At 75.2% G+C, this 16504-nt stretch carries 18 protein-coding genes and 1 pseudogene; 16 read left to right on the top strand and 3 right to left on the bottom strand.

The genetic code is table 11. The annotated features are described in order from the left end of the window. The first annotated feature begins 25 nt into the window (after positions 1-25). The 12 genes and pseudogenes from GOBS_RS23455 (at position 26) to GOBS_RS27855 (ending at position 8939) form a co-directional block, all read left to right on the top strand. Positions 26-1684 (top strand): molybdopterin-dependent oxidoreductase, encoded by a 1659-nt coding sequence (locus GOBS_RS23455; protein ID WP_012950749.1) that lies wholly within the window; start codon positions 26-28, stop codon positions 1682-1684. Positions 1685-1786: 102 nt separating this feature from the next. Beyond that, positions 1787-2455, top strand: a complete 669-nt coding sequence (locus GOBS_RS23450; protein ID WP_012950748.1) for a fasciclin domain-containing protein — start codon at positions 1787-1789, stop codon at positions 2453-2455. A gap of 176 nt (positions 2456-2631) precedes the next feature. Beyond that, positions 2632-3288, top strand: a complete 657-nt coding sequence (locus tag GOBS_RS23445) for a fasciclin domain-containing protein (RefSeq protein ID WP_012950747.1) — start codon at positions 2632-2634, stop codon at positions 3286-3288. 135 nt (positions 3289-3423) lie between these two features. After that, a complete protein-coding gene (gene pyrE / locus GOBS_RS23440; protein ID WP_012950746.1) occupies positions 3424-4023 on the top strand; it encodes an orotate phosphoribosyltransferase in 600 nt (199 codons plus the stop codon). A gap of 78 nt (positions 4024-4101) precedes the next feature. Continuing rightward, positions 4102-4589, top strand: a pseudogene (locus GOBS_RS29080) (FAD-binding oxidoreductase); the annotation flags it as partial. Continuing rightward, on the top strand, positions 4572-5510 hold the full coding sequence (locus GOBS_RS23435) for an FAD-binding oxidoreductase (protein ID WP_424954962.1): 939 nt from the start codon (positions 4572-4574) through the stop codon (positions 5508-5510). The pseudogene GOBS_RS29080 and the gene GOBS_RS23435, both read left to right, overlap by 18 nt. Before the next feature lie 79 nt (positions 5511-5589). Further along, the gene (locus tag GOBS_RS23430; RefSeq protein ID WP_041241651.1) at positions 5590-5883 is read left to right on the top strand and encodes an NAD-binding protein; all 294 of its coding nucleotides are present in this window, start codon (positions 5590-5592) and stop codon (positions 5881-5883) included. A 113-nt stretch (positions 5884-5996) separates the two neighbouring features. After that, the gene (locus tag GOBS_RS23425; protein WP_243697586.1) at positions 5997-6476 is read left to right on the top strand and encodes a pentapeptide repeat-containing protein; all 480 of its coding nucleotides are present in this window, start codon (positions 5997-5999) and stop codon (positions 6474-6476) included. A gap of 77 nt (positions 6477-6553) precedes the next feature. Next, a complete protein-coding gene (gene fbaA, locus GOBS_RS23420) occupies positions 6554-7588 on the top strand; it encodes a class II fructose-bisphosphate aldolase (RefSeq protein ID WP_012950744.1) in 1035 nt (344 codons plus the stop codon). Continuing rightward, on the top strand, positions 7588-7995 hold the full coding sequence (locus GOBS_RS23415) for a DUF3151 domain-containing protein (RefSeq protein ID WP_012950743.1): 408 nt from the start codon (positions 7588-7590) through the stop codon (positions 7993-7995). The genes fbaA and GOBS_RS23415 overlap by 1 nt, the downstream gene beginning before the upstream one ends. Positions 7996-8103: 108 nt before the next feature. Further along, on the top strand, positions 8104-8688 hold the full coding sequence (locus GOBS_RS23410) for a hypothetical protein (RefSeq protein ID WP_012950742.1): 585 nt from the start codon (positions 8104-8106) through the stop codon (positions 8686-8688). A 107-nt stretch (positions 8689-8795) separates the two neighbouring features. After that, on the top strand, positions 8796-8939 hold the full coding sequence (locus GOBS_RS27855) for a GPGG-motif small membrane protein (protein WP_012950741.1): 144 nt from the start codon (positions 8796-8798) through the stop codon (positions 8937-8939). Positions 8940-9019: 80 nt separating this feature from the next. On the opposite strand, the gene GOBS_RS23405 is transcribed toward GOBS_RS27855, so the two are convergent. Continuing rightward, a complete protein-coding gene (locus GOBS_RS23405) occupies positions 9020-9637 on the bottom strand; it encodes a hypothetical protein (protein WP_012950740.1) in 618 nt (205 codons plus the stop codon). Between the two features lie 66 nt (positions 9638-9703). Between GOBS_RS23405 and GOBS_RS23400 the strand changes: the two genes are divergently transcribed. After that, positions 9704-10993 (top strand): adenylosuccinate synthase, encoded by a 1290-nt coding sequence (locus GOBS_RS23400; RefSeq protein ID WP_012950739.1) that lies wholly within the window; start codon positions 9704-9706, stop codon positions 10991-10993. A 99-nt stretch (positions 10994-11092) separates the two neighbouring features. On the opposite strand, the gene GOBS_RS23395 is transcribed toward GOBS_RS23400, so the two are convergent. Beyond that, positions 11093-12163: a glycerophosphodiester phosphodiesterase family protein gene (locus GOBS_RS23395; protein ID WP_012950738.1), complete on the bottom strand. Its 1071-nt coding sequence runs from the start codon at positions 12161-12163 to the stop codon at positions 11093-11095. Between the two features lie 104 nt (positions 12164-12267). Here GOBS_RS23395 and rsgA point away from each other — a divergent pair, with 104 nt between their 5' ends. The 3 genes from rsgA to GOBS_RS25845 all read left to right on the top strand — a co-directional run bounded on the left by rsgA (position 12268) and on the right by GOBS_RS25845 (position 15063). Beyond that, complete coding sequence (rsgA, locus tag GOBS_RS23390; RefSeq protein WP_012950737.1) at positions 12268-13290, top strand: ribosome small subunit-dependent GTPase A; 1023 nt, start codon at positions 12268-12270, stop codon at positions 13288-13290. A 109-nt stretch (positions 13291-13399) separates the two neighbouring features. Next, entirely contained in the window at positions 13400-14665 is a 1266-nt protein-coding gene (gene purD, locus GOBS_RS23385) for a phosphoribosylamine--glycine ligase (RefSeq protein ID WP_012950736.1), read from the top strand. Then, a complete protein-coding gene (locus tag GOBS_RS25845; RefSeq protein WP_012950735.1) occupies positions 14662-15063 on the top strand; it encodes a DMP19 family protein in 402 nt (133 codons plus the stop codon). The genes purD and GOBS_RS25845 overlap by 4 nt, the downstream gene beginning before the upstream one ends. 9 nt (positions 15064-15072) lie before the next feature. Here the strand turns inward: GOBS_RS25845 and GOBS_RS23375 are convergent, their stop codons facing one another. Continuing rightward, positions 15073-16500: an AI-2E family transporter gene (locus tag GOBS_RS23375; protein WP_012950734.1), complete on the bottom strand. Its 1428-nt coding sequence runs from the start codon at positions 16498-16500 to the stop codon at positions 15073-15075. Positions 16501-16504: the final 4 nt, after the last annotated feature.

The raw sequence follows: 16504 nt of genomic DNA, 5'->3' as shown, positions 1-16504 counted from the left end.
GCGCGACTGGTCCCGAAGACCAGTCGTGACCACCACCGAGCAGAGCCCGGCCGCGGCGACCGGCCCGGACGCACCGCGTCGTCGCGGGCGCCGTCCGCTGGCCGCCGCGGCCGGACTGCTGTCCGCCGGTGTCGCGCTGGGTGTGGGTGAGCTCGTCGCCGGCCTCATGGGTCCGCAGTCCTCGCCGGTCGTCGCCGTCGGCGACACGGTCATCACCCTGGTCCCGGAGCCGGTCAAGGCCTTCGCGATCGCGACCTTCGGCGAGAGCGACAAGATCGCCCTCGTCGTCGGCACGCTGGTCGTCATCGCCCTCTACGCCGCGGTCCTGGGCGTCCTGGCGCTGCGCCGCCGGACGGCCGGGGTGGCCGGCATCGCGCTGTTCGGCCTGGTCGGGGCGGCCGCGGCCGCAACCGGCCCCGCCGGCGGACCGCTCGACGCGCTGCCCGCGCTGGCCGGCGCGCTGGCGGGGGTCGTCGCCCTGCTCGCGCTCCTGGCCCGGCTCACCGTGCCGACGGCGGGTGCCGCGCAGACCCGATCCGACGACGACGGGGCCCCGCTGGCCGAGCGCCTGCGGGCGTCCCTCGGCGCCGGTGACCGCAAGGGCGCCGGGCTCGACCGCCGCCGCTTCTTCCTGACCAGCGCTGCCGCCGCGGGCGCCGCCGTCGCCACCGGGGGCGCCGGCCGGCTGCTGCTCCGCCGCTTCGACGTCGGCGGGGCGCGGGCCGACCTCGCCCTCCCGGCCCCGGCCTCCCCGGCCGCGGCCCTGCCGGCCGGCGCCGACCTCGCGGAGCGGATCGACGGCCTGACCCCGTTGTTCACGCCCAACCGCGAGTTCTACCGGGTCGACACCGCGATCACGGTGCCGCAGATCAGGCCGGCGGACTACGAGCTGTCGCTGACCGGGATGTTCGACTCCCCGCGCAGCTACACGCTCGACGACCTGCTCGGCCGCTCCGACGTCATCGAGCGCGACATCACCCTGACCTGCGTCTCCAACACCGTGGGGGGCCGGCTGGCCGGCACCGCGCGCTGGCTCGGGATCCCGCTGGGGGCCTTCCTCCGCGAGAACGGCATCCGCTCCGGCTCCGACCAGCTGGTCTGCCGCTCGGTCGACGGGATGACCATCGGCGCGCCCACGCGCTCGGCGCTCGGGGTCGAGGACGCGATGCTCGCGTTCGGGATGAACGGTGAGCCGCTCCCGGTGGAGCACGGCTTCCCGGTGCGGATGGTCATCCCGGGCCTCTACGGCTACGTGTCGGCCTGCAAGTGGCTGACCGGCATCGAGGCGTCCACCTACGACGCGTTCGACGCCTACTGGACCGAGCGAGACTGGGCCGCCCAGGCGCCGATCAGGATCGCCTCCCGCATCGACACCCCGGCGCCGCTGCGCCGCTTCCCGGCCGGTCGCCGTGCGATCGCCGGGGTGGCCTGGGCCCAGACCCGCGGCATCGGCGCCGTCGAGGTCCGGGTCGACGACGGGCCGTGGCTGCCGGCGCAGCTCTCCCCGCAGGTGGACGCCGACCTGTGGCGGCAGTGGGTGCTGCCCCACGACTTCGCCCCCGGCTCGTACCAGCTCACCGTCCGCGCGACCAGCGCCGAGGGCGAGGTGCAGACCGAGGAGCGCGCCGAGCCGTTCCCCGCCGGGTCGAGCGGACTGCACTCCATCCGCGTCAACGCGACCTGAGCCACCCACCCCACAGCTCGTCTCGGCCGCCGGCCGCAGGCGTGGTCCGCGACCCCCGCGGTCGAGGACCAGGAACCCCGCACGACGACCAAGGAGATCCCCGTGAAGCGCACCCTCACCCGCACCGCCGTGCTGGTCACCGCCGCCGGCACCGCCATCACGCTCAGCGCCTGTAGCGCCGAGGACACCGCCACGGAGGCCGCCACCGGCACCGGCTCCAGCAGCTCGTCCCCGGCCGCGCCGGAGACCAGCACGGAGATGGGCACCGACACGGCCGCCGCCGAGCCGTTCGGCGAGGGCTGCACCGCCGTCCCGGCCGACGGTGAGGGCAGCTTCACCGGCATGACCGACGACCCGGTGGCCACCGCGGCCAGCAACAACCCGGTGCTGTCCACGCTGGTGCAGGCCGTTCTGCAGGCCAACCTGGTCGACGCCCTGAACACCGCCGAGGACGTCACCGTGATCGCTCCGGCCAACCCGGCGTTCGAGGCCATCCCGCCGGACGCGCTGCAGGCGGTGCTGGCCGACAACACCCAGCTCACCGCGATCCTGACCCACCACGTCATCGAGGGTCGGCTGGCCCCCGGCGAGCTGGCCGGCACGCACACCACCCTCAACGGCGACGAGGTCACCATCGAGGGCTCCGGCGAGGCCTTCACCGTCGCCCGGACCGTGACCGGCACCCCGGCCTCGGTCATCTGCGGCAACGTCCAGACGGCGAACGCCACCGTCTACATCGTCGACCAGGTGCTCGCGCCGGCCGGCGCCTGAGAGAGGACCACCCTGCCGCCCGCGCTCGGCGCGGACCCTGCAGGGTGGCCGGCCGCGGGCCGTCGTCCGACCGGACGGCGGCCCGCGGCGCATTCGTACGGTGGTCGTGCCGTTACCGGCTGTTCCGTCCCGCGCCGGTGATGATGGCGGGCGCAACCGACGAAGGAGCCCGCCCCGTGACGCGCACCCCCACCCGCCGCGCCCTGCTCGCCGCCGCCACCGCACTGGCGCTGCCGCTGGCCGGCTGCGGCTCCGACGGGCCGGCGGACGACGTCGCCGCGGCGAGCAGCGCCCCGGCGACGACGTCCGCGGCGGAGGCCGCCCCGCCCGCGCCGACCGGGCCCTTCGGCCCCGGCTGTGCCGCGCTCCCGCCCGAGGGGCCGGGCAGCCCGGCTGCTCTCGCCGCCGCGCCGGCCGCGGCCGCGATGTCGACCATCCCGGGGCTGACCAACACGATGGTCACCGTGCACGCGGCCACGCTCGCCGCGTCCCTCGACGCCACCCAGGACCTCACCGTGCTGGCCCCGGTCAACGAGGCCTTCGCCGCCGTTCCGCCCGCCACGCTGGACCCGCTGCTGGCCGACACGCCGCGGCTGACCGCACTGGTCACCCACCACGTCATCGCCGGCCGGCTGGCCCCCGGCGAGCTGGCCGGCACGCACACCACCCTCGACGGCGGCCAGGTGACCATCGACGGCGCGGGCGAGGTCTTCACGGTCAGCGCCGACCAGACCCTGCTGGGTGCGGCCGACGCGACGGTCATCTGCGGCAACCTCCCGACGCTCAACGCGACGGTCTACGTCGTCGACCAGGTGCTCACCCCGCCCGCCTGAGCGGGCTGGAGCGGGCGGCCCCTGTGCAGGGTCCCGCCGTGGCCCCGTCCCGGGTCCCGCCCTGAGCGTGCGAAGGGTGGGGAGGACGGGGTCCTTCTTCGGTGAGGGGGACGGGGTCCTTCTAGGGTCGGCGGCATGGAAGAGGACCTGCTCCCGCCCCGCCCCTCGTCCCTCGGAGCGGGACCCGGGGAGGGGGCCGCCCGGCCCGACCGTGACCGGCTGCTCGAGCTCGTCGTCGACCTCGCCGTCGTCCACGGGCGGGTGACGCTGTCCTCGGGGCAGGAGGCCGACTGGTACATCGACATGCGACGGCTGACGCTGCACCACGAGGGAGCGCCGCTGGTGGGCCGGGTGATGCGCCAGCTCACCGGGGACCTGCGCTACGACGTCGTCGGCGGGCTCACCCTGGGCGCGGACCCGGTCGCGACGGCGATGCTGCACGCGGCGGCCGCGGGGGAGGGCTTCCTCGACGCGTGCGTCGTCCGCAAGACCGGCAAGGCGCACGGACTGCAGCGCCGGATCGAGGGGCCGGACGTCGCCGGTCGCACCGTCCTCGTGGTCGAGGACGTCTCCACCACCGGCTCCAGCCCGCTCACCGCCGTCGAGGCACTGCGCGAGGCCGGCGCCGAGCCGGTCGCCGTGGCGGTGGTGGTGGACCGGGGCGGGCGGGCCGCGGTGGAGGAGGCAGGTCTGGAGTACCGCGCCGCGTTCACCCTCGCCGACCTCGGTCTGTAGCGGACCCCCTCGCGGGCTGCCGGAGCCGGGCGAGATCGCCGATCTCGCCCGGGGAGGGAACCGTCGTACGGTGTGGCGATGACCACCGTGACGACGACGTGGGTGGCCGAGCTGGCCGATGCCCTGGGTCCCGACAGCGTCCTGACCGACCCCGACGTCACCGCGTCCTACGCGCGGGACCAGGCCGTGCTGGCCGAGGCCGGTACGCCGGCCGCCGTCGTCCTGCCGCGCAGCACCGCCGAGGTGGTCGCCGTCCTGCAGATCGCCGCGCGGCACGGCCTCCCGGTGGTGCCGCGCGGCGCCGGCTCCGGGCTGGTCGGTGCCAGCAACGCCGTCGACGGCGGCATCACGATGGTCATGACCCGGATGGACGCCGTCCTGGAGGTCTCCGCGGCCGACCGGCTGGCCGTCGTCCAGCCCGGCGTGGTGAACAAGCAGCTGCGCGACGCGGTGAGCGCGGTCGGGCTCTTCTACCCCCCGACCCGGCCAGCTACGACTGGTGCACCCTCGGCGGCAACCTGGCCATGAACTCCGGCGGGCTGTGCTGCGTGAAGTACGGCGTCACCACCGACTACGTGCTCGGCCTGGAGGTCGTGCTCGCCGACGGCCGCGTGCTGCGGACCGGGCGGCGGACGGTCAAGGGCGTCGCCGGCTACGACCTCACCCGGCTGTTCGTCGGCTCGGAGGGCACCCTCGGGGTCATCACCGAGGCCACCCTGGCGCTGCGCCCCGCGCCGGCCGCCGACCCGGTCACCCTGGTGGCCACCTTCGCCACCAGCGCGCAGACGGGGCAGGTCGTCGAGTCGGTGGTCACCAGCGGCGTGGTGCCCAGCATGCTCGAGGTGATGGACCGGACCTGCATCCGCGCCGTCGACGACATGCTGCGGGCCGACCTCGACCGGAACGCCCAGGCGCTGCTGGTGGCCCGGTCCGACGCCGGGGGAGCGGCCGCCCTCGACGAGATCGCCGAGCTCACCCGGCTGTGCGAGGCCGCCGGCGCCGACCTCGTGCACTCCACGGCCGACCCGGCCGAGGGCGACCTGCTGCTCGCCGCCCGCAGGGCGGCGCTGCCGGCGCTGGAGCGGCTGGGCGACGTGCTGCTCGACGACGTCGCCGTCCCCCGCTCCCGGGTGGCCACCTTCATCGACGGCTGCGACGCGATCTCCGCGCAGTACGACCTGGTCATCGGCGTCATGGGGCACGCCGGCGACGGCAACATGCACCCAACGATCGTGTTCGACGGCGCCGACCAGGAGCAGCGGGCGCGGGCCGTGGCCGCGTTCGACGCCATCCTGGAGCTGGGCCTCTCGCTCGGCGGCACCATCACCGGCGAGCACGGCGTCGGCACGCTCAAGGCCGACTGGCTCGAGCGCGAGATCGGCCCGGTCTCGGCCGACGTGCACCGCTCGATCAAGGACGCCCTGGACCCGTCCGGCCTGCTCAACCCCGGCAAGGTGCTGCGCCGGCGGCCGTCGGCGACCGCATGACTGCAGACCGCCTGCCCGTCGTCGGGGGCGATGCCGCCGGGATGTCCGCGGCCACTGCGGCCCGGCGGCTGCGCCCCAGGTGCTGCAGGCCCGCGGGCTCGAGGTGACCATCGTGCTCGCCGACTCGCTGCCGGTGTCCCTGCTCGACGCGGACATGGGCGAGCGGATCTGCGAGGCGCTGCGTGACATGGGCATCGGCGTGCAGCCCGACCAGCCGGTGCGCGCGGTGGAGACCGGTGCCGACGGCGCGGCGCGGGCGGTCACCACCGACGGCGGCAGCGGCTCGGACCTCTCCTGCGCGCCGCCGTTCTCGCCGGTGTACGACCCCGTGGTGGTCGCGGCGCGGGTGGCCGGCCGGGTGGAGCGAGGCTGAGCGGGAGCGAGGTCCGGGACGAGGACCGCTACGGTGACGACCTCTCCGGTCAGGAGCACACCGGGGTCACCTTCAGCCGGGTCGACCTGTCCGAGACCACGGACGACGGCGCCGTGTTCACCGACTGCGTCTTCCGGGACTGCCGGTTCACCCTCAGCCGGCACGCCGACGCGGCCTTCGTGACCTGCACGTTCACCGGCTGCTCGTTCGCCCAGGCGGTCTTCACCGACTGCAAGCTCATCGGCAGCAGCTTCGACCGCTGCACCTTCGACCTGGTCACCGTCGAGGGCGGTGACTGGTCCTTCGTCGCCCTCCGCCGCGCGGACCTGTCCCGGGCGACGTTCACCGCCGTGCGGATGCGCGAGGCCGACCTCACCGGCGTCCGGGCGGCCCGGGCCGTGCTGCGGCACCTGGACCTCTCCGGGGCGCAGTTCGCCGGGGCCGACCTCTCCCGCGCCGACCTGCGCGGCAGCGACCTGTCCGCACTCGACCCGCGGGAGGTCGAGCTGGCCGGCGCGCAGGTCGACGCGGCGCAGGCCGTGGTGCTGGTGACCGCCCTGGGCCTGCGGGTCGGACCGGAGGCCGCCGAGTAGCGGGTGTCGCCGCGGTGGAGCCGGGCGCGATACTGGCCGCCGGACCAGCGCCGCCACCGACGCAAGGAGTGCCCCGCATGCCCATCGCGACCCCCGAGGTCTACGCCGACATGATCAACCGGGCCAAGGAGGGCGGCTTCGCCTACCCGGCGATCAACTGCACGTCGTCGGAGACGGTGAACGCCGCGCTGCGCGGCTTCGCCGACGCCGGCAGCGACGGCATCATCCAGTTCTCCACCGGTGGTGCTGAGTTCGGCTCGGGCACCCGGGTCAAGGACATGGTCACCGGTGCGGTCGCGCTCGCCGAGTTCGCGCACGTCGTCGCCGAGAAGTACCCGGTCAACATCGCGCTGCACACCGACCACTGCCCCAAGGACAAGCTGGACGCCTACGTGCGCCCGCTGATCGCGCTGTCCAAGGACCGGGTGGACGCCGGGCAGGCGCCGCTGTTCCAGTCGCACATGTGGGACGGCTCGGCCATCGACCTGGACGAGAACCTGCAGATCGCCGCGGAGCTCATCGAGAGGTGCGCCGCCGCCAAGATCGTGCTGGAGGTGGAGATCGGCGTCGTCGGCGGCGAGGAGGACGGCGTCTCGCACGACATCAACGACAAGCTCTACACCGCGCCCGGCGACTTCGTGGCCACCGCCAAGAGCCTCGGCCTGGGCGAGAAGGGCGTCTACCTGCTCGCCGCCACCTTCGGCAACGTGCACGGCGTCTACAAGCCCGGCAACGTCAAGCTGCGCCCGGAGATCCTCAAGGAGGGCCAGGACGTCGTGTCCGAGGAGTTCGGCCTGGGGGACGGCGCCAAGCCGTTCAACCTGGTCTTCCACGGCGGCTCGGGCTCGGCGCAGGAGGAGATCCGCGAGGCGCTCTCCTACGGCGTGGTGAAGATGAACGTCGACACCGACACCCAGTACGCCTTCACCCGGCCGATCGTGGGTCACATGTTCACCAACTACGACGGCGTGCTGAAGGTCGACGGCGAGGTCGGCAACAAGAAGGCCTTCGACCCGCGCACCTACATGAAGCTGGCCGAGACCAACATGGCCGCCCGTGTCGTCGAGGCGTGCGAGGACCTGCTGTCGGCCGGCCAGTCGCAGAGCGCCTGATGTCCCACGCGCACCCCAACCTGCTCGGCGAGCCGCCGGCCACGCTCCTGCCGGGTGACCCGGGAGCCGAGGCGGCGCTGGCGGCCGGCACCGACCCCGCCGAGGTCGCCGCGGCGCACCCCCGGGCCAGCGCGGCCTGGGCGGCACTCGCGGAGGCCGCGCTCGACGGCGGCCGCACCATCGAGGCCTACGCCTACGCCCGCACCGGCTACCACCGCGGCCTCGACGCGCTGCGCCGCAACGGCTGGAAGGGCTACGGGCCGGTCCCGTGGTCGCACGAGCCCAACCGCGGCTTCCTGCGCTGCGTGACGGTGCTGGCCCGCGCGGCGGAGGTGATCGGCGAGACCGACGAGCAGGAGCGCTGCACCCAGCTGCTGCACGACTGCGACCCCACGCTGGCGCCCTAGGCGGCCAGTGCGGGCGTTCCTCGCGCACTGCCGGCGCTGCAGCACCGGCAACCCGCGGCGAACGCCCGCACAGCGGGATCCGTCAGGCCCGACCGGCACACTCGGGCCGTGGACCACTCCCCGGGCACCGTCACCCGTCGGCTGCGTCCCCTGCTGCTCGCCGTCCACGAGGCGCTGTCGGCCGGCGTCACCGTCAGCGCGGCCATCCACGCCCGGCACGGCTGGAGCCCGACCGCTGACCGGCACCTGGACCACCAGCTGGTCCGCCGCGAGGCGATGGAGCGGCTCCGGCCGTGGGGTGCCGGCCCCGACGAGCTCTCCGATCCGCTGCAGGCCCGTCAGCTGGACCTCGACACCGGCACCGACAACCTGGGTCTGCCGATGAGCGGGCTGATCCTGCGCACCCCCACCGACGTGCTGCGGGTCTGGCGCTCCGACGACGGCGAGCTGCCCGCCGCCGCCACCGACGGCCTGCGCGCCTTCTACCGCCAGGACCCGAGCCGCCAGCTGCAGCTCGCCCTCGACCCCTCAGGGCCGCGCGCCGCGGCGGGACACCTGGCGCTGCTGTGGGCCGACTCCGGCGGCGTCCTCACCCGCTTCGACCTGGTCCGGCCGTGCGGGCACGTGGGCCGGCGGGTGCAGGTGGACTGGCACGTCGACCTCCGCGACCGGCTGGGCCGACCGGCGGCCTGACATCACACTCCGTGATGGGACGACGGAGAACGGGCGGGAACGACCCGTGATCGGTTACCGTCCGTTCCCGGCGTCCGGTCAGGACGCCCGTTCCCGGAGGTGCTTCCATGGCCACGCTTCTCTGGATCCTCGCCGTCGTCCTCGTCGTCGCCGGCATCGTCGCGATCGTCCGCAGGCAGCTGCTGTGGGGGATCGTGCTGATCGTCGTGGGCCTGCTCGTGGGGCCCGGCGGGGTCAGCGTCTTCACCTGAGGGAGGACTCCCTGCCCTGGGTAGGCCCCGTCCAGAGGCTCGTCGCGAACTCGCGAGCGTGAGGACGACGGGGTCCTTTCTCAGGGCTGCAGTCGCCAGCGCACCCGGTCGTCGGCGTACCACGTCCAGCGGGTCACCGGCCGCGGTTGGGGGACGCCGTCCCGGGTGATCCGGGCCGGGTCGCAGGCGATCTGCACGGCTCGTCCGCTGGTGCGTCGGCCAGGGCGCAACGGCAGCGTCATCACGGTCACGTCGAGGGTGTCCACGGCCCGCCAGTCGGGCCGGACGTCGATGCGGGTGATCTGCCCGTCGGCGACCTTGACCGCGTCGTGGTGCGCCTGCGCGCCCAGCCGCCGCGCCAGCGGGCGGCGCCGTTCGTCGCCGGCCGCCTCGACGCGGCCGTGGTGCAGCAGCACGCCGCCGTGGTCGTCGCGCACCAGGCCGAGCTCCCGCACCGCTCCGGTGCCGATGCCGAGCGCGCGGGCCAGGGCGGCCGAGTCGCCGTCGCCGGCGGGCTCCCAGGAGACGGCGACCTCGGCCGTCCGCCCGGCCTTCCACAGCGCCGTCAGGACTCCGGCCAGCGCGGGCACCGGCCCCCTCACCAGCAGCGCGTCGGCATCGGCGGCCGGTGCGACCACCCCCCGGTCCGGCGCCTGACCCGGCGCGAGACCGCGCAGGTCGAACTCGACGAGGGGCATGCCGATACCCTGCCACCTGCCAGCCGGTCGACCGCCGGTGACGAGTCCGAGGGGGACCACAGCGAGATGCCGGCAGTCGTGCTGATCGGCGCCCAGTGGGGCGACGAGGGCAAGGGCAAGGCCACCGACCTGCTCGGGGGGCGCGTTCCGTACGTCGTCCGCTACCAGGGTGGCAACAACGCCGGGCACACGGTGATCACACCGGACGGCGAGAAGTACGCGCTGCACCTGATCCCGTCGGGCATCCTCACGCCCGGGTGCACGCCGGTGATCGGCAACGGTGTGGTCATCGACCCCGAGGTGCTCATCGGCGAGCTCGCGGGGCTCGAGGAGCGCGGCGTGGACACCTCGCGGCTGGTCATCTCGGCCGACGCGCACCTGATCATGCCGCACCACCGGGCGCTGGACCGGGTCACCGAGCGCTTCCTGGGCAAGCGCAAGATCGGCACCACCGGCCGCGGGATCGGACCCGCCTACGGCGACAAGGTCGCCCGCACCGGCATCCGGGTGCAGGACCTGCTGGACCTGTCGATCCTCCGGCAGAAGCTCGAGGGCACGCTGCAGGAGAAGAACCAGATCCTGGTCAAGGTCTACAACCGCAGGGCGATCGACGTCGACGAGGTCGTGGAGGAGTACTCGCGCTATGCGCGCGAGCTCGAGCACCGGATCGCCGACACCCGCCTGCTGCTGGGCAAGGCGCTCGACGCCGGCGAGTGGGTGCTGCTGGAGGGCTCCCAGGGCACCCTCCTGGACGTCGACCACGGCACGTATCCGTTCGTGACGTCGTCCAACCCGACGGCGGGTGGGGCGGCCGCCGGGTCGGGCATCGGGCCCACCCGCATCGACCGGGTGGTCGGGATCCTGAAGGCGTACACGACCCGCGTCGGCTCCGGCCCGTTCCCGACCGAGCTGTTCGACGCCAACGGCGAGTACCTGCGCACGCAGGGCGGCGAGGTCGGCGTGACCACCGGCCGCGACCGCCGCTGCGGCTGGTTCGACGCCGTCGTCGCCCGCTACGCCAGCCGGGTCAACGGCATCACCGACTACTTCCTCACCAAGCTCGACGTGCTGTCGGGCCTGGAGACGGTGCCGATCTGCGTCGCCTACGACGTCGACGGCGTCCGGCACGACGAGATGCCGATGACGCAGACCGACTTCCACCACGCCACGCCGGTGTACGAGGAGATGCCGGGCTGGTCCGAGGACATCCGCAACTGCCGCACCTTCGACGAGCTGCCGGCCACCGCGCAGGCCTACGTCCGGCGCCTGGAGGCGCTCTCCGGCGCGCGGGTCAGCGTCATCGGCGTCGGCCCCGGCCGCGACGAGAACGTCGTCCTCCACGACCTGGTCGGCTGAGGGTGACGATCAGCTGAGCTGGTCGGGCACGGTCCTGGCTCACCACCGGTGGTGAGCCAGGACCGGCGGTGACCAGCTCACCTGATCACCGGGACGCCGTCAGAGCAGGCCGAGGACGGCTGCCGGCCGCGGTGCGGTGCGGGAGGGGCGCGAGGTGTAGAGCTCCGCGCGGGCCCGGGCGGCCACGTCGGGGGCGTCAGTGATCAGCCCGTCGACGCCGAGGGCCAGCAGCAGCCGGGCCTCGGTCTGCATGTCCCCGGTCCCGCTCACGGCCTCGCCGCGGCGCAGGTGCTGGGGCAGGAACGCGTTCTCCGGCCGCAGCGTCCACGGGACCACGGCGAGCCCGGCGCGGTGGGCCTGGGTGATGAGGTCCGAGACGCCGGTCATCGCCTGGTCGGCGTCGCGCCGCAGGATGCGGTGCCGGCTCGGGGCGATGCCCTGGGCGTAGGTGCTGACCTCGCGCAGGCCCGCGGGGGTGACCAGGTGGTCGTCCTCGCCGGCGTCGTCCACCAGCTGCAGCATCCGCGGGCCGCGGGAACCGAGGTCGGCCCGCAGCTTCCGCAGCGCGGCGGCGTCGAAGGACTGCACGACGACGGGGCCGTCGGGGCCCGTCGCGCCGAGGCGGCGCAACTCCGCGGCGACGAGCTCGTTCATCGGCACGCCCGCCTCGGCGTCGAACCAGCTGGGCTTCTTCAGCTCGGCCAGGACGCGGACCTGCCGGTCGGCGGTCGAACGGCGGCGGGCGATGGCCACGACCTCGGCGAGGGTGAGGATCCCGGCCTGCCCGTCGTAGGTGGTGTTCAACGGGCGCAGCGCCGGCATCCGCTCGACGGCGCGCAGCGTGCGCAGCTCGGCGAGGGTGAAGTCCTCGCTGAACCAGCCGGTGCGCTCGCGGCCGTCGACGAGGCGGGTGGTGCGCCGGTCGGCGAACTCCGGCCGATCGGCGACGTCGGTGGAGTGGGAGAGCTCGTTCTCGTGCCGGACGACGAGCGCGCCGTCGCGGCTGACCACGACGTCGGGCTCGATGAGGTCGGCACCCAGGTCGATGGCCAGCTCGAAGCTGGCAGCGGTGTGCTCGGGGCGGTACGACGGTGCACCGCGGTGACCGACGATGACGGGACGGGCAGGGCGGGTCGCCGGGACCGGTGCCGGCGACGCGATCGCGCGCATGTCACCTACAACACCCCAGCCAGGTGTCGGGACGGCGAACGCGCGCCGACTGATCGCACACAATTCGGAGGACACCGCGCTGACCTGCGCGCGACCATGCCGGCGTGACCGATCTCTCACTCCTGGGGTGGTCGCCGGACCGGGACGCCGGGATCCCCGCCGGCTGCGTACCCGGTCGCGTCGCCCGGGTGGACCGCGGCCGGCTGACCGTGCTCACCGCGGACGGTGAGGTGCGCGCGCACCCGGCGGCGGCGCTGCTCGAGGACACCGGGCCCGCGGTGGGCGACTGGGTGGCGCTGCGCGGCGAGCTGGCGGTCGCGGTGCTGCCCCGGCGGACGGCGTTCACCCGTGTCGTCGCCGGGCGGACGTCGGCCGAGCAGGTGGTCGCGGCCAACGTCGACCTGGTGCTCGTCGTCGACGCGCTCACCACGGCGCCGCGCCTGCGCAGGGTCGAGCGGTACCTGGCCGTCGCCTGGGGCAGCGGGGCGACGCCGGTCGTCGTCCTCACCAAGGCCGACCTGTGCGACGACGTCCCCGCAGCCCTGCTCGCCATGCAGGAGGACGCCGTGGGCGTCGACGTCCTGCCGGTCAGCTCGGTGACGGGGGAGGGGCTTGACGCGGTCCGGGCGCTGCTGGGCCCTGGGCGCACGGCGGCGATGGTCGGCCCGTCGGGCGTGGGCAAGTCCAGCCTGGCCAACGCGCTGGCCGGGACGGAAGTGGCGGCCACCCGCGGGATCCGCGACGCCGACGGCCGCGGCCGGCACACCACCACGGCGCGGGAGCTGCACCTGCTGCCCGGCGGCGGCCTGCTCGTCGACACCCCGGGCATGCGGGAGCTGGGGCTGGTCGACGACGCGGGCGTCGGCACCGCCTACGCCGACGTCACCGGGCTGGCCGCCGCGTGCCGGTTCCGGGACTGCGCGCACCGCACCGAGCCCGGTTGCGCCGTGGCCGCGGCGATCGACGAGGGGCGCCTGGACCCGGCCCGCTACACCGCCTGGCGCAAGCTGCAGGCCGAGGCCCACCGCCAGGCGCTGCGCTCCGACGCCCGCGCCCGGGCCGCCGAGCACGCTCGCGTCCGGGCGCTGCACCGCGCCTACCGGTCGCAGCCGAACCGGGTGCGGTAGGCCCCGACCAGGGCACCGCCCCGAGCCCGGAGGGCCCTCGTGCAGGGTCCCGCCGCGAGCCTGCGAGGGGTGGGGAGGACGGGGTCCTCCGCCGGTAGGGTCGCCGTCCGTGCGCGTGCTCGTGATCGGCTCCGGTGCCCGGGAGCACGCCCTGTGCGTCGCTCTGTCCTCCGACCCCGCGGTCACCGCGCTGGCCTGCGCGCCGGGCAACGCCGGCACCCGCGCGATCGCCGAGCCGGCCGCGGTGGCCGCCGCCGACCCGGTCGCGGTCGCCGCGCTGGCGACGTCCTGGCGTGCCGACCTGGTCGTCATCGGCCCGGAGGTGCCGCTGGTCGCCGGGGCCGCCGACGCCGTCCGCGACGCCGGGATCGCCTGCTTCGGGCCGTCGGAGCAGGCCGCGCAGATCGAGGGCAGCAAGTCCTTCGCCAAGCACGTCATGGCCGCCGCCGGCGTCCCGACCGCGCGGTCCTGGCCGGTGGGCGGGCCCGCCGAGCTGGAGACCGCGCTGGACGAGGCGGGCACGGTGGGCGGGCGACCGTACGTGGTCAAGGACGACGGGCTGGCCGCCGGCAAGGGCGTCGTCGTCACGACCGACCGGGACGCCGCCGTGGCGCACGGCCGCAGCGTGCTCGAGGCCGGTGGCGCCGTCCTCGTCGAGGAGTACCTCGACGGCCCGGAGGTGTCGCTGTTCGCCGTCTCCGACGGGACGACGGTGCTGCCGCTCGTGCCCGCGCAGGACGCCAAGCGCCGCGACGACGGCGACGGCGGGCCCAACACCGGCGGGATGGGCGCCTACGCGCCGCTGCCCTGGGCGCCGCCGGGGCTGGTCGACGAGGTGCTGGCCACCGTGCTGCAGCCGACGGTCGACGAGATGCGCCGCCGCGGCGAGCCGTTCGCCGGGCTGCTCTACGCCGGGCTGGCGCTGACCTCCCGCGGCGTGCGGGTGGTGGAGTTCAACGCCCGCTTCGGCGACCCGGAGACGCAGGTGGTGCTGCCGCTGCTGGAGACCCCGCTGGCCGGCCTGCTGCACGCCGCCGCGACCGGCACGCTGGCCGAGCACCCGCCGCTGCGCTGGCGGGAGGGCGCCGCGGTGACCGTCGTCGTCGCCGCCCCCGGCTACCCGGAGCGGCCGCGGACCGGGGACCCGGTTACCGGCGCCGACGGCGAGGGCGTGCTGCACGCCGGCACCACCGTCGACGCGGACGGGACGGTCCGGTCCTCCGGCGGGCGGGTGCTGGCCGTGACCGCCGTGGGGGAGGACCTCGCCGCGGCCCGGGAGCTCGCCTACGAGCGGGTCGCCGGGGTGCGGCTGGCCGGCGGCCACTGGCGCACCGACATCGCGCTGGCCGCGGTGGAGGGGAGGATCACGCCGTGAGCGCGGACGCCGACGAGGTCTGGAACCGCGCCTGCGACCCGGACGCCCCGTTCACCCACCCCGGGGACGCCGCCCTCGCTGCGGTGCTGCTCTGCCACGGGACGGCGATGAACGGCGGCCTGCTGCACGCCTGCGAGACGCTGGACCCCGACCAGCGGGAGCGCGCGGTGGTGGGCTACCGCCTCCTCGGGCTCGACGCGGCCGCCGACGCGGTCGAGGACGTCACCCGGCAGGCCGCCGCGCTGGACGGCGACGACCCCGCGGCGGCCGAGCGGCTGGAGGAGCAGGCGAACCGTCGCTACGACGCCGCGCTGCCGGAGTGGGACGAGACGGTCGACCGGGCGTTCCGGGACCACCTCCGCCGTTCCCCGGAGGCCTACGCGCCCCTCGGGGGCTGAGCGCCGTCCCTATCGCGCGGTGACCGCCGGCCGGGCGCGCTCCCGGCGCGGCTCGGGCGGGCGCGGCCCGTCGTACCGCCGCGACAGGTAGGTGCCGGCCACGTTCGCGCAGGCCACCGTGGGGACGGCGATGAGCGCGCCGAAGATGCCGGCGACCAGCAGGCCCGCGGCGATCGCCAGGACGACGGCGAGCGGGTGCACCCGCACCGCCCGGCCGAGCAGCAACGGCTGCAGGACGTGCCCCTCCAGCTGCATGACCGCGACCACGATGGCCAGCGCGACCAGCGCGGTGACCGGGCCCTGCGAGACCAGCGCGACGAGCACGGCCACGGTGCCGGCCAGGAACGACCCGATGATCGGGATGAACGCGCCCAGGAACACCAGTGCGGCCAGCGGGATGACCAGCGGGACGCCGAGCACCGCCAGCCCGATGCCGATGCCGACCGCGTCGACCATGGCCACGGCCGCCGTGGCGCGCACGTAGGAGATGAGGGTGCGCCACGAGCGGCGGGCGGCCTCGTCGACGTACGCGCGCGAGTCCCGTGGGAAGAGGCCGACCAGCCACAGCCAGATCGAGCGGCCGTCCTTGAGGAAGAAGAACAGGGTGAACAGCGCGAGGAGGACGCCGGTGGCCACCTCGCCGACCGTCACGGCGGTGGTGAGCGCGCCGGAGGCCAGCACGTCCTGGTTGTCGACCAGCGTCTGCTGCAGCTGGGTGACCGCGTTCTCCAGCTGCGTCCGGGTGACGGGGAAGGTGCGCACGACCAGGTCGCGCACCTGCTCGATGCCCTGACCGGCCTGCTCGGCGAGGTCCCCGAAGCCGGTGACGACCTGCTGGACGACCAGCGTGATGATCCCCGAGACGGTGCCGAGCCCGACCACGAGCATCGTGAGCGCGGCGAGGACCGGGGGCCAGCCGTGGCGGACCAGTGCCGCCGCACCCGGTTGCAGCAGCGCGGCCAGCAGCAGCGCGACGATGACCGGGACGACGACCACGGCCACGTAGGCGGCTGCCCAGAGCAGCAGGTAGAGCCCGGCGAGGACGACGATGAGCCGCCACGACCAGGCCGCGGCCACCCGCAGTCCCCGGGGCACCTCCTCCTCGGGAGCGCCGGGTCCCCGCGGGGCGCCGCGGCGCTCGCCCGGCCCCCGGCGCCGCTGCCCACCGGCCGGCGGCCCGCTGACGCCGCCGGGCCCGAGCGGGCCGTCGAGGTCGGGCGCGCCCGGCTCGGGGCTGCCGAGGGGAGGCCGGCCCGCCTCGGCGTCGTCCGCGTCGTCGTGGAGGCGGTCGTGGCGGTGGTCGTCGTGGTGGTGGTCGTCCTCGTGCTCGTCGTCGTGTGGGTGGGAGCGGTGCGGCCAGGCGTGCGGGTCGTGCTCGCGGGCGGCGCGGATCCGCTCGCGGGCCCGGTTCACGAGGTGGGTGGCTCGTCGCAGCATGGTT

It is taken from the genome of Geodermatophilus obscurus DSM 43160, from assembly GCF_000025345.1.
Classification (GTDB): domain Bacteria; phylum Actinomycetota; class Actinomycetes; order Mycobacteriales; family Geodermatophilaceae; genus Geodermatophilus; species Geodermatophilus obscurus.
Note: the sequence above shows the minus strand (reverse complement) of the source record. Positions and strands in the feature narration are given on the sequence as shown.